This is a genomic window from Ruegeria sp. YTSA108 (genome assembly GCF_059610185.1).
The window spans coordinates 191,977-211,312 of sequence record NZ_JBXWND010000001.1 but is presented as its reverse complement, the minus strand read 5'-3'; the positions used below and the strand labels follow the sequence as shown (position 1 = coordinate 211,312).

20 protein-coding genes are annotated in these 19,336 nt (G+C 55.9%); 13 read left to right on the top strand and 7 right to left on the bottom strand.

The features are described from left to right. Complete coding sequence (locus tag AC2FHW_RS01105) at positions 1 to 777, top strand: enoyl-CoA hydratase-related protein (RefSeq protein WP_142633977.1); 777 nt, start codon at positions 1 to 3, stop codon at positions 775 to 777. A 5-nt stretch (positions 778 to 782) separates the two neighbouring features. Here AC2FHW_RS01105 and bmt read toward each other — a convergent pair whose 3' ends face one another. Together bmt and AC2FHW_RS01095 are read right to left on the bottom strand one after the other, a co-directional pair. Then, a complete protein-coding gene (bmt, locus tag AC2FHW_RS01100) occupies positions 783 to 1,796 on the bottom strand; it encodes a betaine--homocysteine S-methyltransferase (protein ID WP_271946964.1) in 1,014 nt (337 codons plus the stop codon). Positions 1,797 to 1,914: 118 nt separating this feature from the next. After that, positions 1,915 to 2,232: a DUF1476 domain-containing protein gene (locus AC2FHW_RS01095; protein ID WP_271946966.1), complete on the bottom strand. Its 318-nt coding sequence runs from the start codon at positions 2,230 to 2,232 to the stop codon at positions 1,915 to 1,917. Between the two features lie 186 nt (positions 2,233 to 2,418). Between AC2FHW_RS01095 and purC the strand changes: the two genes are divergently transcribed. The 7 genes from purC (at position 2,419) to AC2FHW_RS01060 (ending at position 11,384) form a co-directional block, all read left to right on the top strand. After that, the gene (purC, locus tag AC2FHW_RS01090; RefSeq protein ID WP_271946969.1) at positions 2,419 to 3,174 is read left to right on the top strand and encodes a phosphoribosylaminoimidazolesuccinocarboxamide synthase; all 756 of its coding nucleotides are present in this window, start codon (positions 2,419 to 2,421) and stop codon (positions 3,172 to 3,174) included. 129 nt (positions 3,175 to 3,303) lie between these two features. Next, entirely contained in the window at positions 3,304 to 3,963 is a 660-nt protein-coding gene (locus AC2FHW_RS01085) for a MarC family protein (RefSeq protein WP_496821321.1), read from the top strand. 95 nt (positions 3,964 to 4,058) lie between these two features. Further along, on the top strand, positions 4,059 to 4,289 hold the full coding sequence (purS, locus tag AC2FHW_RS01080; RefSeq protein ID WP_271946975.1) for a phosphoribosylformylglycinamidine synthase subunit PurS: 231 nt from the start codon (positions 4,059 to 4,061) through the stop codon (positions 4,287 to 4,289). A gap of 22 nt (positions 4,290 to 4,311) precedes the next feature. Then, the gene (gene purQ / locus AC2FHW_RS01075) at positions 4,312 to 4,980 is read left to right on the top strand and encodes a phosphoribosylformylglycinamidine synthase subunit PurQ (RefSeq protein WP_271946978.1); all 669 of its coding nucleotides are present in this window, start codon (positions 4,312 to 4,314) and stop codon (positions 4,978 to 4,980) included. A gap of 36 nt (positions 4,981 to 5,016) precedes the next feature. Continuing rightward, complete coding sequence (locus AC2FHW_RS01070; protein ID WP_271946981.1) at positions 5,017 to 6,795, top strand: sensor histidine kinase; 1,779 nt, start codon at positions 5,017 to 5,019, stop codon at positions 6,793 to 6,795. A gap of 12 nt (positions 6,796 to 6,807) precedes the next feature. Beyond that, positions 6,808 to 8,142, top strand: coding sequence for a sigma-54-dependent transcriptional regulator (locus AC2FHW_RS01065; RefSeq protein WP_142633961.1), 1,335 nt, complete (start codon positions 6,808 to 6,810; stop codon positions 8,140 to 8,142). 506 nt (positions 8,143 to 8,648) lie between these two features. Continuing rightward, positions 8,649 to 11,384: an Rne/Rng family ribonuclease gene (locus AC2FHW_RS01060; protein WP_496821320.1), complete on the top strand. Its 2,736-nt coding sequence runs from the start codon at positions 8,649 to 8,651 to the stop codon at positions 11,382 to 11,384. 45 nt (positions 11,385 to 11,429) lie between these two features. Here AC2FHW_RS01060 and AC2FHW_RS01055 read toward each other — a convergent pair whose 3' ends face one another. Beyond that, the gene (locus AC2FHW_RS01055) at positions 11,430 to 11,663 is read right to left on the bottom strand and encodes a sulfurtransferase TusA family protein (RefSeq protein WP_271946987.1); all 234 of its coding nucleotides are present in this window, start codon (positions 11,661 to 11,663) and stop codon (positions 11,430 to 11,432) included. Positions 11,664 to 11,768: 105 nt separating this feature from the next. Here AC2FHW_RS01055 and AC2FHW_RS01050 point away from each other — a divergent pair, with 105 nt between their 5' ends. The 4 genes from AC2FHW_RS01050 (at position 11,769) to AC2FHW_RS01035 (ending at position 16,099) form a co-directional block, all read left to right on the top strand. Then, the gene (locus AC2FHW_RS01050; protein WP_271946989.1) at positions 11,769 to 12,521 is read left to right on the top strand and encodes a cytochrome c biogenesis CcdA family protein; all 753 of its coding nucleotides are present in this window, start codon (positions 11,769 to 11,771) and stop codon (positions 12,519 to 12,521) included. 63 nt (positions 12,522 to 12,584) lie between these two features. Then, positions 12,585 to 13,799: a hypothetical protein gene (locus AC2FHW_RS01045; RefSeq protein WP_496821319.1), complete on the top strand. Its 1,215-nt coding sequence runs from the start codon at positions 12,585 to 12,587 to the stop codon at positions 13,797 to 13,799. After that, positions 13,796 to 15,145 (top strand): cytochrome P450, encoded by a 1,350-nt coding sequence (locus AC2FHW_RS01040; RefSeq protein WP_496821318.1) that lies wholly within the window; start codon positions 13,796 to 13,798, stop codon positions 15,143 to 15,145. The genes AC2FHW_RS01045 and AC2FHW_RS01040 overlap by 4 nt, the downstream gene beginning before the upstream one ends. A gap of 72 nt (positions 15,146 to 15,217) precedes the next feature. Then, complete coding sequence (locus tag AC2FHW_RS01035) at positions 15,218 to 16,099, top strand: fructose bisphosphate aldolase (protein ID WP_496700969.1); 882 nt, start codon at positions 15,218 to 15,220, stop codon at positions 16,097 to 16,099. A gap of 6 nt (positions 16,100 to 16,105) precedes the next feature. On the opposite strand, the gene AC2FHW_RS01030 is transcribed toward AC2FHW_RS01035, so the two are convergent. The 4 genes from AC2FHW_RS01030 to fumC all read right to left on the bottom strand — a co-directional run bounded on the left by AC2FHW_RS01030 (position 16,106) and on the right by fumC (position 18,559). Beyond that, positions 16,106 to 16,708, bottom strand: a complete 603-nt coding sequence (locus AC2FHW_RS01030) for a DNA-3-methyladenine glycosylase I (RefSeq protein ID WP_281972140.1) — start codon at positions 16,706 to 16,708, stop codon at positions 16,106 to 16,108. Between the two features lie 68 nt (positions 16,709 to 16,776). Beyond that, positions 16,777 to 16,992 carry a ribbon-helix-helix domain-containing protein gene (locus AC2FHW_RS01025; RefSeq protein ID WP_142633946.1) on the bottom strand — a complete coding sequence of 72 codons (216 nt, stop codon included), beginning with the start codon at positions 16,990 to 16,992 and terminating at the stop codon, positions 16,777 to 16,779. Then, entirely contained in the window at positions 16,989 to 17,165 is a 177-nt protein-coding gene (locus AC2FHW_RS01020) for a DUF4169 family protein (protein WP_142633944.1), read from the bottom strand. The genes AC2FHW_RS01025 and AC2FHW_RS01020 overlap by 4 nt, the downstream gene beginning before the upstream one ends. Next, the gene (gene fumC, locus AC2FHW_RS01015) at positions 17,165 to 18,559 is read right to left on the bottom strand and encodes a class II fumarate hydratase (RefSeq protein WP_142633942.1); all 1,395 of its coding nucleotides are present in this window, start codon (positions 18,557 to 18,559) and stop codon (positions 17,165 to 17,167) included. The genes AC2FHW_RS01020 and fumC overlap by 1 nt, the downstream gene beginning before the upstream one ends. Before the next feature lie 206 nt (positions 18,560 to 18,765). On the opposite strand from fumC, the gene AC2FHW_RS01010 reads away from it, so the two are divergent. Beyond that, entirely contained in the window at positions 18,766 to 19,329 is a 564-nt protein-coding gene (locus AC2FHW_RS01010) for a hypothetical protein (RefSeq protein WP_271947005.1), read from the top strand. The last annotated feature ends 7 nt before the right edge of the window (positions 19,330 to 19,336 follow it).

Genomic DNA, 19,336 nt, shown 5'->3' with positions numbered 1-19,336 from the left:
ATGGAATACGAAGCGATCCTGTTGGACATTGCGGATGATCTGGCAGTGGTAACTCTGAACCGCCCAGAGAAGTTGAACGCAATGACCGCTCAGTTGCGGGCCGAAGTCACGCACGCGATGAAACACGCTGCCACCCATGCCCGCGCGATTGTTTTGACCGGTAAGGGAAACGCTTTTTGCTCGGGTCAGGATTTAGGTGATGCCTCAAGCACCGGGAAGATTGATCTTGAGCGCACGCTGCGCGACGAATACGAGCCCATGCTTGAAGCAATCTATAATTGCCCGGTTCCAACAATCGCCGCAGTAAATGGCGCTGCTGCGGGGGCAGGGGCCAATCTGGCGCTATGCGCGGATATCGTGATCGCGACGGAGAGTGCTTATTTCCTGCAGGCTTTTGCCCGTATCGGCCTGTTGCCCGACGCTGGAGGCACCTGGTTTATGCCGCGCCAGATGGGGTTCGCCAAAGCCATGGGCGCTGCTCTTTTTGCCGATAAGATCAGTGCTCGACAGGCCGACGACTGGGGCCTGATCTGGGAAGCCGTTCCCGACGCTGAGTTCGAAGCGCATTGGCGCAAGCGGGCCATGTATCTGGCCAAAGGTCCAACCTCAGGGTTTGGCGCCATCAAAAAGGCTATTCGCGGCACCTATGAAAACACTCTGCCGCAACAGCTCGAGGCAGAGGCGCATCTGCAAGGTGAATGTGGCCGCAGCCGAGACTTTTCCGAAGGCGTCGTTGCCTTCATGCAAAAACGCCCCCCGAAATTCGAAGGGCGTTGAGGTTGTCAGGCGCGGCGGCGTTTACGCACGCGCCGTTCCGGAAGGGCGGACTCGCCAGTCCCGTCAGTTGCGGATGAGAACGGGCCCAGCGCGTCCGTGATCTGATCAAGGGTTGGGCGTATACCGGACGGGGCACCGTCAAGCGCAGCTCTCATGTGCCGCAGATGCTCGGGCATTGTGCCGCAACATCCGCCGATAATGCTTGCGCCAGCCTCTCGCGCCATGGTCGCATAATGGCCCATCAGTTCCGGCGTGCCGTCATAATGAATATGTCCATCCACATATTTCGGAATACCGGCATTGCCTTTTGATATCAGCGGCCGTTCCGTACCTTGTGCGACAAATCCAAGGACAGTGCGCAGAATATCAGACGCGCCAGTCCCGCAATTTGCGCCAAAGGCAACCGGCGGGTTAGGGAGCGTTTCAACCAACTGAGCAAAGTCGGCGGATGTGACACCCATCATGGTGCGGCCAGCCGTGTCAAAGCTCATCGTGCCACACCAAGGCATATCGACCAGCGCAAAGGCTTCTGCCGCGGCCCTGAACTCTTCTGGGGCGCTGATGGTTTCGACCCAAAGAACATCGACACCACCGTCCTTCAATGCCTGCGCCTGTTCGTGGAACATTTCCACGGCATCGGCATGGGACAGGGCGCCAACAGGCTGCATGATCTCGCCGGTTGGTCCGACCGATCCCGCGACGATAACCGGACGGTTGGCTTTGTCAGCAACCTCACGGCCAAGTTCTGCGCCTGCGCGGTTCAGTTCAGCGACCCGGTTCTGAGCCTCGTGCAGTTTGAGACGCGCAGATGTCCCGCCGAATGTGTTGGTCAGGAAAAGGTCGCTGCCTGCGTCCACCGAACCCTGATACAGCGCGCGGATTTTATCCGGTGCATCGACGTTCCAAAGCTCGGGCGCGTCGCCCGACTGCAGGCCCATGTTGAATAGGTTTGTACCTGTTGCTCCATCCGCCAAAAGAGTCGTGTTGGAGTCCAGAAGTTTGCTGAGCGCATTTGTCATAAGAATATTCCGAAACTGGCGAGCCGCGCTAAAAATGCGAGACGCCCCGTGTCTCATGACCGGGGCGTCAAATCAAATTCATAAATCTCATGAAGATCATGAATATTGCGGGGAGACCTTAGCTGGTTTCGTTGAGAACCTGTGCTTTGGCCTCGACCAGAAACTCGGCCATTTTTGCGCGGATATCGTCATCCGAAGACAGATCCCCGAGATCGCCGGAAACTTTGCGCACGACATCCTCGTGCCCGGTTTCTTCCAGGTCTGAAATCACAACGGATTTTGCGTATTCATCGGCTTCATTACCGGTTTTGCCCAGTTTTTCGGCCGCCCAAAGGCCAAGCAGTTTGTTGCAACGCGCCTGTGCTTTGAACTGCATTTCTTCATCATGGGCGAATTTTGCTTCGAATGCATTTTCGCGCTCGTCAAACGTAGTCATCAGTTGGACCCCTTGGGTTGGTAGTTCTTTCCTTAATGATATGACGATACGACGATCCGGGTGCAAGGTATTTGCGCTGCGTCAAAGCCTCTCGGTCCTCGGAACTTGCGGGAAGGTGGGGGTTGGACTAAGAGAGCGCCAAGGCGAAGGAACTTTTTCCCTCGCGACAGTCTGGAAAGGTCGCTCATGGCGCGTCGCAAGAAAATTTACGAAGGTAAGGCCAAGATTTTGTATGAAGGCCCTGAACCGGGTACAATCGTGCAGTATTTCAAGGATGACGCCACCGCCTTCAACGCTGAAAAGAAGGACGTGATCGACGGGAAAGGTGTGCTGAACAACCGCCTGAGCGAATACTTCATGAACGGACTGAATCAAATCGGTGTACCGACCCATTTCATCCGTCGCCTGAACATGCGCGAACAGTTGGTCCGCAACTGCGAAATCGTACCGCTTGAAGTTATTGTGCGCAATTTCGCGGCTGGCACGATGTCCAAACGCCTTGGCATTGCCGAGGGGACACAGCTGCCGCGCCCGATAGTAGAATACTGCTACAAGGACGACGCGTTGGGTGATCCTCTTGTCACCGAAGAACATATCGCCGCCTTTGGATGGGCCAGCCAGCAGGACATGGAAGACATTCTTAGCCTCGCATTGCGGGTGAATGACTTCATGAGCGGTGTGATGCTGGCGGTTGGCATTCGTCTGGTCGATTTCAAAATTGAAATCGGTCGCGTCTATGAAGGTGACTTCCAGCGCCTGATCATAGCGGATGAAATCAGCCCAGACAGCTGCCGTCTTTGGGATATCGAAACCGGCCAGAAGCTGGACAAGGACGTGTTCCGCCGCGACTTGGGCAGCCTGACCGACGCCTACTCGGAAGTTGCGCGTCGCCTAGGCGTTCTGCCGAAAAGCAATGTGTCCAAACCGACCTTGATCAACTGATCGAACGCCGAAGAACAACGCAAAAACGCCGCCGATATTGGGCGGCGTTTTTATTTGAGATCGGGTATTTGACAGGGCCGCAGCTTGTCCGGCATTGTTTGTTGAACAAGCGTAATCGGGTGAACAAAAATGGCCGAGCTATTTGATCAGGCAGTATTTTTAAAGTTCCTCGCTGCGCTGCTGGCGATTTTCAACCCGCTATACGGCATCCCGATCTTCCTCAGCATGACCGAGGGGTACAGCCCGCCAGAACGTAAACGCGTTGCAATGGTTGTGACAGCCACGGTTGTGATTGTATCACTGATTTCGGTACTGATCGGCGAAGAAATTCTGGCGCTTTTCGGTATCGACATTCCGTCTTTTCGCATCGCTGGTGGGTTGATCATTCTTGGGGTTGGCATGTCGATGCTGAACGCGTCTGACCGGTCAGAATGCGATCAGAAAGCCGTTAAAGATGGCGCGCAGAAGAAGAACATTGCGGTTGTTCCCCTGGCTATCCCGTTGACGATTGGGCCCGGCACTATCGCGACAACCATTGTGTTCGCGCATAGTTTGCCCGACGGCGCCGAGGTAGTAACATTGGGGGCGGCCGTTTTGATTGCCTGCGCTATTGTCGGGCTGGGATTGTTATTCGCTGACCCTATTTCCAGGTTCTTTGGGCCGACAATGATCAATGTGATCACCCGTGTTATGGCCATCATTTTGGTTGCCGTAGCGGTTGAAATGGTTCTGACAGGGACCTTCAACGCAATAGATACGCATTATCCCGCGCTAAAGGGGTCCGGGTAGGTGCTGACAAGGGTTGTCGAACGCCGACAGTCGCGCTATCCCCGCGCACAACGGAACGGGCCTCAAATACCGGCCCTCAGCTGGAGTTGCAGTAAATGAAAGCACGTGTGCATGTGATGCTGAAAACCGGGGTACTTGACCCGCAGGGTGAAGCGGTGCGCCACGCATTGGGTGCCATGGGTTTTGAACAGGTCGAAGGCGTCCGTCAGGGCAAGGTGATTGATCTTGAACTCGCCGAGGGTGCGACGGAATCGGACGTCACCGAGATGTGCGAAAAACTGTTGGCTAACACGGTCATCGAACGCTACGAGATCGAACTGGTCTGAACCGCTTGCAGGAGGGCTAGCCATGCGCGCAGCTGTCATCGTTTTCCCCGGTTCCAACTGTGATCGGGATCTTGCCGTTGCCTTTGAACAGGCCGGGTTCCAGGTAGACATGGTCTGGCATAAAGATGCCGCTCTGCCCAAGGGCGTGGACATTGTCGGTGTCCCCGGCGGGTTTTCTTATGGAGACTACCTGCGCTGCGGAGCGATTGCCGCACAATCCCCGATCTGCAAGGCCGTGGTCGACCACACCGAGCGGGGCGGATACGCCGTTGGTATCTGTAACGGGTTTCAGATCCTGACCGAGACCGGAATTCTGCCTGGCGCTCTGCTGCGCAATGCGAACCTGAAATATATCTGTCGTACCGTAGGCCTGAAGGTCGCAACCAGCGACAGCGCCTTTACCCAAGGCTATAACGCTGGCGATGTGATCGGCATTCCGATTGCGCATCATGATGGAAACTATTTCGCGGATGAGGCTACATTGTCCACGCTCAGGGATCACGACCGGATCGCATTCACCTATACCGAGAATCCGAACGGCTCGGTTGGCGACATTGCGGGCATTCTGTCTGAAAACCGCCGTGTTCTTGGTATGATGCCGCATCCCGAACGAGCGGCAGACGAAGGGCATGGTGGCACGGATGGAACGGCATTGTTTCGCGCATTGTCGGGCATCGTCGCACCTGCGTGACTTGAGCTTGCATCTTAGCCCGCGTAACTTTCGGGAATGAGTTCCGACACACGCTCTATCTGGTCTGCACTGTTCAAACCGCTCCGCGCTGCGCCTCTTGGCTGGCCTTTACGCGCGGCTGTTCTGGTGCTTTTGCTGGCAACGGTTGCGACGATATGGATAACCAACAGTCTGCTGACGGATCGGTTTATTGAATCCACGCGAAACCGGGCCGAGCTGCGCCTTGCTCTGTATTCCGGGAACCTGCTGAGCGAGCTGCGCAGAAATGCGATTGTGCCGCAGCTGCTGGCGCGGGATCCGACGCTGATCTCGGCGTTGCAATCCAGCGATTTTACACTGTCCACGCAGCGACTTATTTCTTTTGTCGAAGAGATAGGCGCCGCGTCCTTGATGCTTTTAGACCGGGATGGCCGATCTGTTGCCGCAACTGATCGCAACCGGTTGGGCGAGACGCACAGAAACGCGCCGTATTTTGTAGATTCCATTCGGTCAAACTCGACCATCTTCACCGTGATTGAAAAGGAATCCGGTGGTTACAGCTTTATCTATTCGCGCCGGATGGAGGCCTCGTCGGACATCCTTGGTGTCATCGTTGTCGAGGTTGATCTGCAGAAATTCGAACGCGCCTGGGCAGGGATCTCCGATGCTGTTCTGGTCGCTGACAGTACGGGCACCATTATTCTGTCGACTGAACCGCAATGGCGCGGAGTAGAGGAGGGGGCTGCCATGCTGCGGCAGCCGCCGCAAAGTGCCATCCAGCGCGCTATCAGGGCCACGACCGATTGGACGGCTCTGCCCCCCGACGCCTATTTGCAGGGCGAGGCGGTGATCCGCATGGAGACACGCATTCCATTCCGCGGCTGGACCATGACCTCGTTCACCACCTACGCCTCGATCCGTGAGAAGGTAAACAGCGTTCTTGCATTGGAAATCATGGGTTTTGCGATTCTGTTGGCGCTTGCCTTCTATGCGCTCAGCCGTAGGGCCACGTTCAGAATGGCCTTGTTCCAGCGCGAGTCGGCAGAGCTTCGCGCATTGAACGCAAGGCTACAGCGGGAAATCGCTGAGAGGGAACGGGTTGAAAAGACGCTGGAAGTAGCCGAGCAGACGCTGGCCCAAAGCTCGAAACTCGCGGCCCTGGGCGAGATGTCTGCGGCCGTCAGCCACGAGCTGAATCAACCTTTGGCTGCAATGAAGACCTATCTTGCCGGCGCGCGTTTGCTGCTGCGACGGAACCGCCCCGAAGAGGCGCTGGCCAGCTTTGGCCGCATCGACGGTCTGATTGAACGAATGGGCGCAATAACACGCCAGCTCAAGTCCTACGCCCGCAAGGGTGCGGATGCGTTTTCACCAGTTAACCTTGGCGAAGCGCTCGCTTCGTCCCTCTCCATGATGGAGCCGCAACTGCGTCAAAGGCACGTCAAGATTACGCAGATACTGCCGGAAGAAACCGTACTAGTCATGGGCGACCGCATGCGGATCGAACAGGTGATGGTGAACCTCTTGCGTAATGCCTTGGACGCCACCAAGTCTGTATCGGAACCGGATGTTGAAATCATACTGGCCGCGGGTGACCAGGCGGTGCTGACTGTACGCGATAATGGCTATGGGATTGAAGACATCGAAAACCTGTTTGAGCCGTTCTACACGACCAAACAACCCGGCGATGGAGTCGGTCTGGGGCTTGCCATCTCATCCGGTATCGTGAACGACCATGGGGGACGGCTGACCGCGCGCAACAGCCAGCACGGTGGCGCGGTGTTTGAGATGCAACTGCCGATACTTGGAAGCGATGGCCTTGAGGCCGCTGAATAACGAGGAATGAATATGGCACAGGCCATGAAAATCGCCATTGTTGATGACGAACAGGACATGCGCCAGTCGATCAGCCAATGGCTGGCACTGTCGGGATATGACACTGAAACCTTTTCCAGTGCCGAGGATGCACTGAAAGTTCTGGGTCCGGATTATCCGGGTATCGTCATATCGGACATCAAGATGCCTGGTATGGACGGTATCCAGCTGTTGAAAAAGCTGATGGGCGCGGACAGCACCTTGCCGGTCATCATGATTACCGGCCACGGTGACGTGCCAATGGCGGTTGAGGCCATGCGCGTGGGTGCGTTTGATTTCCTCGAAAAGCCGTTTAACCCGGATCGGATGTCCGAACTGGCCAAACGTGCCAGCAATGCCCGCCGGTTGACGCTGGACAATCGGGCCCTGCGCCGCGAGCTGTCCGGTGGCACTCAGATCATGAACAAGCTCATCGGTGCCAGCCCCGTGATGGAGCGCCTGCGCGAGGATATTCTGGATCTGGGGCAGGCTGACGGTCATGTTCTGATCGACGGAGAAACCGGCACCGGGAAAACCCTGGTTGCACATGCGTTGCACGCTGTTGGCAGTCGCGCAGGCAAAAAATTTGTTCTGGTTTCGTGTGCTGCCCTCGAAGAAGAGGCCTTGGGAAAGCGTCTGTTCGGCCCGATGATGCCAGAAGACAGCCAGTTGCCCGCGATTGAGGAAGCCCGGGGTGGAACCCTTGTTCTGGAGGATGTCGAGGCGCTCAGCGATACGCTTCAGGCGAAACTGCTGAGTGTCATGAACGATCAGGGCACGCCTGCTGAAACCCGCATCGTCGCCATTTCCAACCTGCAGGAAGCTGGGAAAACCAGCGAGGACGTTCTGCGCCCTGATCTGTTCTATAGGCTTGCGGCGTTGCGGATCACAATGCCGCCGCTGCGTCAGCGCGGTGAAGACATTCTGACCCTGTTCACACGGCTGAGCGAGCAATTCGCCGAAGAATACGGCTGCGATGCACCTCAGGTCAGTGCGCAAGAGGCGGCTCAGCTTTTGCAAGCGCCGTGGCCCGGAAACGTACGGCAGCTGATAAACATCGCGGAACGTGCCGTGCTGCAATCTCGTCGCGGATCGGGGACGATCGCGTCCCTGTTGATGTCTGATCACGAAGAAATGCAGCCCGTGATGACGACCGAAGGCAAGCCGCTCAAGGAATATGTCGAGGCATTCGAGCGGATGCTGATCGATAATACCATGCGGCGGCATAAGGGGTCGATTGCCTCGGTTATGGATGAACTATGCCTGCCGCGTCGGACATTGAATGAGAAGATGGCCAAATATGGCCTGCAACGTTCCGATTACCTGTGACGGGCTTGAGGCGATGCCTTTGTCGCCCTTTGGGTGATACCAAGTAATGTTTTTAGCTGGATAACGAGATCCCGACCGGTGGTCGGGGTCTTCAATGCAGTTTGCCCATTGTCTTTTCCACAGGACTGCTTTTATTGTAACCAGACGGGCCGGGCGGATTTGACGCCGAAAAGTCCCGATCTTTGAGATTCGCTGCAACGCCACTGGTGGAGACCAGGTCCCACACTGGCAAAGCAGACCGATTGTGCCCCTTAACGGGGTGATTGAACGCCTGAGCCCGCAGAAAAGCGGGCGAAAGGAATAAATGGGCAGGCAGCGGTCGTTCGCGCCTGTCGGAGAAGAACCGCGATGACGCGCGCGCAACGACTGAGTGTACGGGCAGGGGGCCACAGTGCCAGACCCTGCAGCGCGCCGTCTGAAATCGCCCTGACAAGACACCACCCCAAAAGCACCTGTCCTCCTGGACGGGTTAGGACAACGCGTTTGGCGCGGTGCACCAAGGAAACATGGCTAAGAAAATGCTTATCGATGCCACCCACGCGGAAGAAACCCGCGTCGTGGTGGTTGACGGAAACAAGGTCGAGGAATTTGATTTTGAATCCGAAAACAAACGTCAGCTTGCTGGCAACATATATCTAGCAAAAGTTACACGGGTCGAACCCTCGCTGCAGGCAGCTTTTGTTGACTATGGCGGAAATCGCCACGGATTCCTGGCGTTCTCCGAAATTCATCCCGACTATTATCAGATTCCCGTCGCTGATCGCGAAGCTCTGATGGAAGAAGAGCGCGCCTATGCCGAGGCAATGCGTGCGCGTGATGAGGCTGAGGAAACCAAGCCCAAAAGACGCCGTTCGCGCTCGCGGGCCAAGGCCGCCGATATCAAATCGGATGATGCAGTGGAATCGGTCGAGGTCTCGTCCGAACCCACAGGCATGGAAACGATTGACCTGGATGAGAGCGATGAGGCCAATGATCCTTCTGTAGAAGAAGGAACATCTCCGGCCGATCATGTGGCAGAAACTCCGGTAGAAGAGCCGACGGACGAACCGAAGGCGGAAGAAGCAACCGCAGAAACTGAAGACGCGCCTGCGGAAGAAGTCGACCAATCAGATGCTAGCGCTGATCAGGACGGCACGGACAAAGAAGCCGAGGCGCAGGAAAGCACCGCGACTGAGACGGACGCGGATGACGCGGCAAGCGCTGAAGCCAACGCCGAGGACGCCCCTGACGAGGCTGGCGACGACGAAGAAGAAAACACCCGTACGGACGCCACCGCAAAAGACGAGACCATTGAGTCGGTTGCCGACGAAGATGACAGCGAAGACATCCGTCCGCCGCGCAAACCGCGCGCGCGCCGGTACAAGATTCAAGAAGTCGTCAAAGTACGCCAGGTTCTGCTTGTGCAGGTCGTCAAGGAAGAGCGTGGCAACAAAGGTGCAGCTCTGACCACTTATTTGTCACTTGCTGGCCGATATTGTGTTTTGATGCCGAACACCGCGCGGGGCGGCGGCATCAGCCGTAAGATTACCAACGCGCCTGATCGCAAAAAGCTTAAGGAAATTGCGGCTGAGATTGACGTCCCGACAGGGGCGGGTCTTATCATTCGGACCGCCGGGGCGAAACGCACCAAATCCGAAATCAAGCGCGATTACGAATATCTGCAACGTATGTGGGAACAGATCCGCGAGCTGACGTTGAAATCCATCGCGCCTGCGAAGATCTATGAAGAAGGCGACCTGATCAAACGGTCGATCCGCGATCTCTATAATCGCGACATCGACGAGGTTCTGGTCGAAGGCGAAGGCGGATATCGCATCGCCAAGGACTTCATGAAAATGATCATGCCGTCGCACGCCAAGAATGTGCAGCGGTACGAAGACGCGCTGCCATTGTTCGCGCGCTATCAGGTGGAAAGCTATCTGGCGGGGATGTTCAACCCGACGGTACAGCTGAGATCGGGTGGCTATATCGTGATCGGCGTGACCGAAGCGCTTGTGGCGGTCGACGTGAACTCGGGTCGGGCAACCAAAGAAGGCTCGATCGAGGAAACGGCCCTGAAGACCAACCTTGAGGCCGCCGAAGAGGTGGCTCGCCAGTTGCGCCTGCGTGATTTGGCCGGTCTGATCGTCATCGATTTTATCGATATGGACGAGCGGAAGAACAACGCCGCTGTCGAAAAACGCCTGAAAGAAAAACTGAAAACAGACCGTGCGCGCATCCAGGTTGGTCGCATATCTGGTTTTGGTCTGATGGAAATGAGCCGACAGCGCCTGCGTCCCGGTATGTTGGAGGCAACGACACAGCCTTGTCCGGCATGCCATGGCACCGGCCTGATCCGTTCGGATGACAACATGGCGCTAAGCATTCTGCGCCAGATCGAGGAAGAAGGCACGCGCCGTCGCTCACGCGAGGTGCTGGTGCGCTGCCCGGTCAGCATCTCCAACTTCCTGATGAACCAAAAGCGCGAGCATATCGCACAGATTGAAGCGCGCTATGGTCTGTCGGTTCGCATCGAAGGGGATGTGCATCTGGTAAGCCCCGATTTCTCGATGGAGAAGTTCAAGACCGCCAGCCGGATTGTTCCCGAAGCCAGTGCGCCGGTTGTATCGGTTGATGCCACGCTGATGGAAATGGTCGACGCCTCTGAAGAAGAGACCGTCGAGGAAGAAACGCCGCCGACTGAAGATGAAACCAAACCCAAGCGCAAGCGCCGTCGGCGTCGTCGCAAGAAGGGCAATGGTGGTGCCGAGGGGCAGGATTCTAACGGGCAAGAGGCTGATGAAGATACAGTTGAAGCGTCCGAGGAAGCTGTGGAAGAACCTGCAACAGATGCCGTAGTAGCGGTGGAAGAGACGCAGGAAGAAGCGCCTGCCAAGCCTAAACGCCGCCGGGCTCCGCGTCGCAAGAAGAAGGACGCCGAAGATGCCGAGACGATAACCGAACAGGTCGTCGAAGCTGAACCAGAGGCCAAGGTCGAAGCTGAAACGGAAGCTCCGGCAGAAATCGAAACCGTTGAAGCCGAAGCAGCACCGAAACAGGAAACGGTTTCGGAAACTGCCGTGCCGACAGAAGAAACGCCGGAAGCGGAAGAGCCTGTTCAAGAGGTTGTTGCGGTTGAAGCCACTGAGGAACCAGCAGTAGAAATCACAGAGCCTGTGCTGGAAGTGGTTGCGGATGAACCGGAAACGCCATCGGAGCCTGCCAAGCCAAAACGGCGCGGTTGGTGGTCGTTGGGCCAATAACTTGAAAAGGCGGGCCTCAGAGCCCGCCTTTTTCTTTGACAAGCCTCAAACGGACTTCTGGATGGTGTAGACCTGGTGCCCGTCAGATTCTTCCTGTGACAGCAAGCGATGTCCACTTTCCATGCAGAAATGTGGAACATCAATGACTGCAGCGGGATCATCCGCCAGCACTTTCAAGACCGCTCCCGCGGGCATTGACTTGAGCCGTTTACGGGCCTTCAGGACGGGCAGAGGGCACAGCAGCCCCAACGCGTCCAGTGTCTCGGTTTGGTTTGACATGTACCTGAGATATTTCCACTTTCAGACGGTGTCCAGCGTGCAACCACGAGGATGTGACCGAATGGCCCCGTGACGCGGACGACTTCATGACATATGTGCTGAAACATGTTCGGAATTGATATCATTGACGCAGGGCTGTTGCCCGCCATGTTCATCGCATTGCTCGGTGGGTTGATCAGCTTTTTATCGCCCTGCGTGCTGCCGATTGTGCCGCCCTATCTCGCCTATATGAGTGGCGTCACGATCAACGAGATGCAGGATGAGGCCCGTGCACGCAGAAAGGCGACACTTTCGGCGCTGTTCTTTGTCATGGGGCTGTCCACGGTGTTTCTGTTGCTTGGCTTCACGGCTTCGGCGTTTGGGGCGTTCGTGCTGCAAAACCAGGTGCTGTTCGCCAAGATCTCAGGCGCGGTGGTCATCGTTTTTGGCCTGCATTTTCTGAACGTCTTCCGCATCCCATTCCTTGACCGCGAGGCCCGGATCGAAGCCGGAGACAGCGGCGGGTCTGTCTTTGGGGCCTATATTCTGGGTCTGGCCTTCGCCTTTGGCTGGACGCCCTGTATCGGCCCGCAATTGGGTGCGATCCTGTCGCTGGCTGCCTCCGAGGCATCCGTCGCACGTGGGACATTGTTGCTGGGCGTCTATGCAGCGGGTCTTGGCATACCTTTCCTGCTCGCCGCGATGTTCCTGAACCGATCCATGTCGGTGATGAACCGAATAAAGCCCCATATGGCACTGATCGAGAGGATCATGGGTGGCCTGTTGCTGTTTGTTGGTATCATGCTGATCACCGGCCTGTTCACTGAGTTCAGCTGGTGGCTGTTGGAAGCCTTCCCGGCGCTGGCAAACTTTGGGTAACCCTCTTATCTGACTTACTTTGGCTGTAATGCTGCGCTAACCTGCGTCGCAGAAGGTAAGACCATGAGCAGTCAGACAAATCAGCCTCGAGTGAAACGGCGTAGGGTATTCTATATTCCCGGATATGACCCGATCCCCCCACGGCGCTATCGCGAGCTTTACCGCAGTGAAAGCGCAAGACAGGCGGCTATTTCAGGGTATGAAATCTCGGTCTCGCCCAAAACCGGAGAGGGCTTGTATGGATGGCACGTCCATTCGGTTCAGGACGGGGCTGAAGTTCACACAGACGTCGAGGTGCTGGTCTGGTCCGACATCGTACGCTCCAGCATGTCGAACTCGATTGCGGCCACCTATCTGCAGATGCTGCGTACGGCATGGATCTATATCTCGACCGGAGTGTTATGGCGCCTGATGCGATTGCGCAAAGGACCGGTGATAGCCGCTCTTTATCCGATCGTGATGCTGATCGCACAGCTTTTGGTCGCAATGGCTGTGGTCATCGGGTTGACAGTTCTGCTTGCGCCGGTCCTGTCTTTGGTGGCGTTGGTTCTGTCTATTGGTGTTGCCTATGTGCTGATGCTGTGGTTCCGGAAAATCGACAACAAGCTGTTCGTCTATTACCTGATGCACGATTACGCCTATTCAGCGGCTTCAGGCGGTAAAACGCCACCTGAATTGGCCGGACGCCTATCGGAGTTCACAAATGCGATTGCCGCAGCTCTTACCGATGAGACGGATGAGGTTCTGATCGTCGGCCACAGTTCCGGCGCTCATCTGGGTGTCACGGTTCTGGCCGATCTGATCCGATCCGGACGGGTGGGCACAGACGGGCCAGAGCTGTCCTTTCTGACATTGGGGCAGGTGGTTCCCATGGTCTCGTTCCTGCCCAACGCATATGATCTGCGCGCGGACCTGAGGTTTCTTTCGAAATGCGAAGACTTGGCTTGGGTCGACATTTCTGCACCCGGGGACGGCTGCGCATTCGCTCTGTGTGATCCTGTCGCTGTAAGCGGGGTCGCGGATGCCGATCAGCGCTGGCCTTTGGTGTTATCTGCCGCGTTTACGCAAACGCTGTCAGCAGAACGGTGGCGCGCCCTGAGGTGGCGGTTTTTCAGACTGCATTTCCAATATCTCTGCGCCTTTGATCACCCGGACAGGTACGATTATTTCCGCGTGACTGCCGGGCCTCTGTCGCTTGGGCATCGGTTCGCCGATCGCAAACCTTCGGGATCCCGGATTGAGCGATCTGTATCCAAGTATGTATCGGTGCAGCCATGACCCCGCCAAAGCCCACATCGAGGCCAGACAGGGTTTCGCTGTGGCGCTATTTCAGGTTGTTTCGCAAGGACATCCTCTCGGCACAGCCGCAGCGATTGTACCGCGCATGGATGGCCGAGTTTAAGACGCCGTTCTTTCGATCATATTTGACGAACCAACCAGAGCTTGTTGAAACCGTTCTGAAAAAACGCCCCGATGATTTTCCGAAATCAGACCGTATTGGCGAGGGTCTGCGGCCGTTGCTGGGGAATTCGGTCTTTCTGACCAATGGTGAAAACTGGAAACGCCAGCGCCGGGTTATCGACCCGGCGTTTGAGGGCGGGCGCCTGAAAGATACCTATCCGGCCATGGTTCAGGCAGCTGAGGCCTGCGTCGCACGTTTGCGCGGGCAGGCCGGTTCTGTCATCGAGTGCGAAGAGGTTACCAGTCACGTCGCCGCGGATGTGATCTTTCGAACGCTTTTTTCTGTACCGATTGAAGACCGCGTTGCGTCTCAGGTTTTTGAGAAATTCCGAACCTATCAAAGAGAGCAGCCGCTGTTGAATTTGGCGGCGTTTCTGCCGCTGCCCAAATGGATGCCCCGGCTTCATTCCAGAAAAACTCGCAAGACCGCGCGTGAAATCAGGATGCTGATCACCGAAATGACCGCTCAACGCGCGAGGATGATTGAGGCCGGGCAGGCGCCGCATGATCTGGCAACAAAGATCATGACAACGGCTGATCCCAAGACCGGCAAGTGTTTTGACACGCAGGAGATGGTTGATCAGGTGGCGATCTTCTTTCTGGCAGGCCACGAGACCAGCGCTTCTGCGTTGGCTTGGGCATTGTACCTTTTGGCGACCCACCCGGATTGGCAGGACAAGCTGGCGGCCGAGGCGCAAGGGCTGGACCTATCCGATTTTACCTCCGTATCGCTGTTGAAGCTCAGCCGCGACGTGTTTCGCGAAACGCTGCGCCTGTACCCTCCGGTCCCGATGATGGTGCGAGAGGCCACATGCCGCGAAAACTTCAGGGGCCGAGCGATTAAACCGGGCTCGCAGATAGTCATCAGCCCGTGGCACCTGCATCGGCACGAACGTCTGTGGGCAGACCCCGACGGGTTCGACCCGTCTCGCTGGGCCAAGGGCAATGAGGAAAGCTGTCCCAGAGAGGCTTTCATCCCATTCTCTGCCGGGTCGCGCATTTGCATCGGTGCCGGATTTGCAATGGTCGAAGGTCCGTTATTGCTGTCGTCACTACTGCGGAAGTTCAGGTTCGAAATCTCGGACACGCCAGAGCCGGTTCCGGTGGCTCATCTGACCGTCAGATCCAAAGATGGAATTTGGTTGCGCCTGGTTGAGCGCTAACAAACTACCATCGGCATGCTCCATGCTGTATGCGGTTGAAAAACGCGGAATCATTTCGAACGGGAAAGTCATATGTCCAAAACACAACAGCGCGAGCAGATGTCCAACGGTGCCGGTTTTATTGCTGCACTGGACCAAAGTGGCGGCTCGACCCCCAAGGCGCTGGCGCTTTATGGGGTAGACGCGTCAGAATACGGCTCGGACGCAGAGATGTTCGGCGAAATCCAGAAGATGCGCGCGCGTATCATTCTGGCGGATGGCTTCACAAACGACAAAGTCATCGGCGCGATCCTGTTCGAACGCACGCTCAGTGAAGAGATTGATGGCCGTAAAGTCGCAGATTTTCTTTGGAACGTAAAAGGCATTGTTCCGTTTCTGAAGATCGACAAGGGCCTCGAGGATGAGGCCGATGGCGTTCAGGTCATGAAACCGATCCCCGGTCTGGCCGATACTTTGGCTAAAGCCGAAGGCGTTTTCGGCACTAAGGAACGTTCCGTGATCCATGAGGCCAACGCCAAAGGCATCGCAAACGTTGTCGCGCAGCAGTTCGATGTGGCGCGTGAAGTCGTTGCCGCCGGGTTGGTTCCGATTGTCGAGCCCGAGGTGAACATCAACTCGACCACCAAAGCCGAAGCCGAAGCAATTCTAAAATCGGAAATCTTGCAGAACCTAGATCAGTTGGATGATGGTCAGGATGTCATGCTTAAGCTTACCATCCCCAGCCAGGCTAATCTGTATGACGATCTGGCTGACCACCCCAGAGTTTTGCGGGTCGTAGCCCTGTCCGGCGGATATTCGACCGAACAAGCCTGTGATCTGCTGGCGCAGAATAGCAAGATGATTGCGTCTTTCTCTCGTGCGCTGACCGAAGGACTGTCGAAAAAGCAGTCAGATGCCGAATTCAACACGGCCCTAGGCAGCAATATCGATAAGATTTCTCGCGCCTCTGCCTAAGCTGCGCTATTCCGGTTTAGTGAAATCGCGGCGCATCTGCGCCGCTTTTGCCCGCATAGAGCACTCGGTCGCATGATCGTTTACAAGACCCATGGCCTGCATGAATGCAAAAACCGTGGTCGGGCCCACAAACTTCCATCCCCGCTTTTTAAGGTCTTTGGACATGGCAATAGATTCAGCCGAAGTTGAGGCTGTTTGTGGCGCTGGCGGTGAACTGGCCTCATAGCGCCAGACATAAGCTGCAATCGACCCCTCAGCTGCCACCAGCTCCTGGGCGCGCCGGGCGTTGTTGATGACTGCTTCGATCTTTCCGCGATGCCTGACAATGCCTGCATCCAGCAAAAGACGGGTGACATCGGCCTCATCAAACTTCGCTATTGCGTTGTAATCAAAATGTTTAAATGCTTTTCGAAAGTTCTCGCGTTTGGAAAGAATGGTGCGCCAGCTGAGGCCGGACTGAAAGCTTTCAAGGCACAGCTTCTCAAACAAACGCTGATCGTCGCTGACCGGATAGCCCCATTCATTGTCGTGATAGTCGAAAAACTCTGGCGCAGACTGACACCATGCACAACGCGGTTGACCGTCTGGGCCGGTAACTGTTTCGCTCATCACTAAGTTCCCTTTTTGTTCTGGTATGAGCATAGGCATTTTCCAGAGGCCAAATCAAGAACGGAAAGTCAGCCGCGATACCAGTTCAGAATATAAACGCGTATTGCCGAAGCCAATCCAACCTCAGGGTCACGGTTAAAATCAATTTCCGCAGCTAAGGCATTGATTGCCATATCTTTATCAGCTGCAATGGCACGAAAGGATTTCCAAAACTCGTCCTCAAGAGATACCGAGGTTCGATGACCTTTAAGCGTCAATGAGCGTTTGATGGGACGTCCACTCATTTGTCGATCTCGTGCCCATCCAAGTCGCGCCGCGACTTTTCCAGATGTTTTTTACTTGCGTCTTTCTCGGCTTTGTTGCGCCCAAATGACACGGCGTTCTGGTCGGCGCGGGCCTTTTTCTCGGCCCGCGCCTTGTCTTTTCTGTACCGGTTCAGATTGACCGGCTTTGCCATCAGTCCTTGGGCCCAATCATTTGTTCGGGGCGCACAACCGCATCAAAGGTTTCGGCGTCGACAAAGCCAAGCGCGATGGCCTCTTCCTTGAGGGTGGTGCCGTTTTTATGCGCGGTCTTGGCAACAGTCGTTGCGTTGTCGTACCCAATGGTTGGTGCCAGCGCGGTGACCAGCATCAGCGATTCCTTCATCAGCTTTTCGATGCGTGGTTCGTTGGCCTGAATGCCTAGCAACATCCGCTCGGTAAAGCTGTCTGTGGCATCACCAAGCAACTGGATCGACTGCAAAAGATTGTAGGACATCATAGGGTTATAGACGTTCAGTTCGAAATGCCCCTGGCTGCCGGCGAATTTTATGGCGGCATCGTTGCCCATGACATGTGCTGCGACCTGAGTCAGTGCTTCGGCTTGTGTTGGGTTTACCTTGCCTGGCATGATGGACGATCCGGGCTCATTCTCAGGCAGGATCAATTCGCCCAGACCGGAACGCGGTCCAGATCCCAAAAGTCTGATATCATTTGCAATTTTATAGCAGCTGCCAGCAATGGTCGCCAAAGCACCCGATAGGAAAACCATCGCATCATGGGCGGCCAGCGCCTCGAACTTATTCGGAGCGGTAACAAAGGGCAGGCCGGTGATATCTGCCATGTTCGCAGCGACCGCTTCGCTCCACCCGGATTGAGTGTTCAGGCCAGTACCAACAGCAGTTCCGCCCTGGGCAAGCTCGTAAATTCCCGGCATCGCGGCGTTGACCCGTGCGATACCTTGACGAATTTGATGGGCGTAGCCGCCAAATTCCTGACCCAGTGTCAGCGGCGTGGCATCCTGCGTATGGGTCCGGCCGATCTTGATGATGTCTTTGAATTCTTCGGCCTTCTGCTCCAGCCCCGAGGCCAGCTTTTCCAGACCCGGCAGCAGAACGTCCCGAACGCTCATACCTGTGGCGATATGCATGGCCGTCGGGAACGTGTCGTTCGAGGACTGGCCCATGTTGCAATGATCGTTCGGATGAACCGGGTCTTTTGTGCCGATTGTACCACCCAGGATTTCGATAGCCCGGTTCGCAATAACCTCGTTCGAGTTCATGTTCGACTGGGTGCCGGATCCTGTTTGCCAGACGACCAGCGGAAAGTTGTCGTCGAACTTACCTTCAAAAACCTCACCCGCGGCCTGAATCACCGCATCCGCAATCCGCGCGTCCAGTTTCCCTGTCGACTTGTTCTGCATGGCGCAGGCTTTTTTGATCACACCCAATGCCCGCACGATGGCCACAGGCTGTTTTTCCCATCCGATCGGGAAGTTCATAATCGAACGCTGGGTCTGTGCACCCCAATATTTGTCTGCGGGAACTTCCAACGGGCCAAAGCTGTCGGATTCGGTGCGGGTTTGAGACATCGGTCACTCCGTCATGTATACCATTGCATGCCAATTACAGTCAGCAGCGTCGCGGTGCAATCGGCCAGTTGCGCGCACCATAAACTTATGCCTGACAAAGGTATAGGCGCAGAGCTGCGTCATTTTTCTCGTCGCAATCGCCATCACCACCATTGTACGCGCCGGTGGGTGAGCTACTATAGAGTCAGAGCACGCCGGAGGCCGCAATGCGTCTGAATCACCCGACCACATGCCTGAAATTCATTATATATTCCTTTGCCACCGTTCTGTGGGCCTCCTTGGTGGTAAATCCGCTTCATGCGGCAGATATTGAGCCCTTTGTTGGCAGCTACGTTGGGTCTGCCAATGTTGTCGATGCAAACGGGACCGAAACACCTCGTGATATGAGTGTGTCAATCCAGGAATTGAAGAACGGGTTCAATGTTAGTTGGAAGACGACAACTTACAAACTGAATGGCCGCGTCAAGGAACAGGCATTCTCGATTGATTTTCAGACCTCGGACAGATCGGACATCTTTTCCGCGGCCATGAAGCGCAATGTATTCGGCCATGAAGTTCCGCTTGACCCGATGCAGGGGGAACCGTTCGTCTGGGGCCGGATTGAGGGTCAAACTCTGACCGTGTTTTCGTTGTTCATTGCAGAAAATGGCGGCTATGAGCTGCAGCAATATGACAGAACGCTGGCAGAAGGCGGTCTGAACCTGTCATTTTCCCGTTTCCGCAACGGTACCAAATCACGTTCCGTAGAGACGTTCCTGACGAAAGAGTAAGCCCCGC

Bases quoted from the DNA above. Each gene is read 5' to 3' on its own strand.
- AC2FHW_RS01105 (WP_142633977.1), top strand. From the start codon at position 1: ATGGAATACGAAGCGATCCTGTTGGACATTGCGGATGATCTGGCAGTG.
- bmt (WP_271946964.1), bottom strand. From the start codon at position 1,796: ATGACAAATGCGCTCAGCAAACTTCTGGACTCCAACACGACTCTTTTG.
- AC2FHW_RS01095 (WP_271946966.1), bottom strand. From the start codon at position 2,232: ATGACTACGTTTGACGAGCGCGAAAATGCATTCGAAGCAAAATTCGCC.
- purC (WP_271946969.1), top strand. From the start codon at position 2,419: ATGGCGCGTCGCAAGAAAATTTACGAAGGTAAGGCCAAGATTTTGTAT.
- AC2FHW_RS01085 (WP_496821321.1), top strand. From the start codon at position 3,304: ATGGCCGAGCTATTTGATCAGGCAGTATTTTTAAAGTTCCTCGCTGCG.
- purS (WP_271946975.1), top strand. From the start codon at position 4,059: ATGAAAGCACGTGTGCATGTGATGCTGAAAACCGGGGTACTTGACCCG.
- purQ (WP_271946978.1), top strand. From the start codon at position 4,312: ATGCGCGCAGCTGTCATCGTTTTCCCCGGTTCCAACTGTGATCGGGAT.
- AC2FHW_RS01070 (WP_271946981.1), top strand. From the start codon at position 5,017: ATGAGTTCCGACACACGCTCTATCTGGTCTGCACTGTTCAAACCGCTC.
- AC2FHW_RS01065 (WP_142633961.1), top strand. From the start codon at position 6,808: ATGGCACAGGCCATGAAAATCGCCATTGTTGATGACGAACAGGACATG.
- AC2FHW_RS01060 (WP_496821320.1), top strand. From the start codon at position 8,649: ATGGCTAAGAAAATGCTTATCGATGCCACCCACGCGGAAGAAACCCGC.
- AC2FHW_RS01055 (WP_271946987.1), bottom strand. From the start codon at position 11,663: ATGTCAAACCAAACCGAGACACTGGACGCGTTGGGGCTGCTGTGCCCT.
- AC2FHW_RS01050 (WP_271946989.1), top strand. From the start codon at position 11,769: ATGTTCGGAATTGATATCATTGACGCAGGGCTGTTGCCCGCCATGTTC.
- AC2FHW_RS01045 (WP_496821319.1), top strand. From the start codon at position 12,585: ATGAGCAGTCAGACAAATCAGCCTCGAGTGAAACGGCGTAGGGTATTC.
- AC2FHW_RS01040 (WP_496821318.1), top strand. From the start codon at position 13,796: ATGACCCCGCCAAAGCCCACATCGAGGCCAGACAGGGTTTCGCTGTGG.
- AC2FHW_RS01035 (WP_496700969.1), top strand. From the start codon at position 15,218: ATGTCCAAAACACAACAGCGCGAGCAGATGTCCAACGGTGCCGGTTTT.
- AC2FHW_RS01030 (WP_281972140.1), bottom strand. From the start codon at position 16,708: ATGAGCGAAACAGTTACCGGCCCAGACGGTCAACCGCGTTGTGCATGG.
- AC2FHW_RS01025 (WP_142633946.1), bottom strand. From the start codon at position 16,992: ATGAGTGGACGTCCCATCAAACGCTCATTGACGCTTAAAGGTCATCGA.
- AC2FHW_RS01020 (WP_142633944.1), bottom strand. From the start codon at position 17,165: ATGGCAAAGCCGGTCAATCTGAACCGGTACAGAAAAGACAAGGCGCGG.
- fumC (WP_142633942.1), bottom strand. From the start codon at position 18,559: ATGTCTCAAACCCGCACCGAATCCGACAGCTTTGGCCCGTTGGAAGTT.
- AC2FHW_RS01010 (WP_271947005.1), top strand. From the start codon at position 18,766: ATGCGTCTGAATCACCCGACCACATGCCTGAAATTCATTATATATTCC.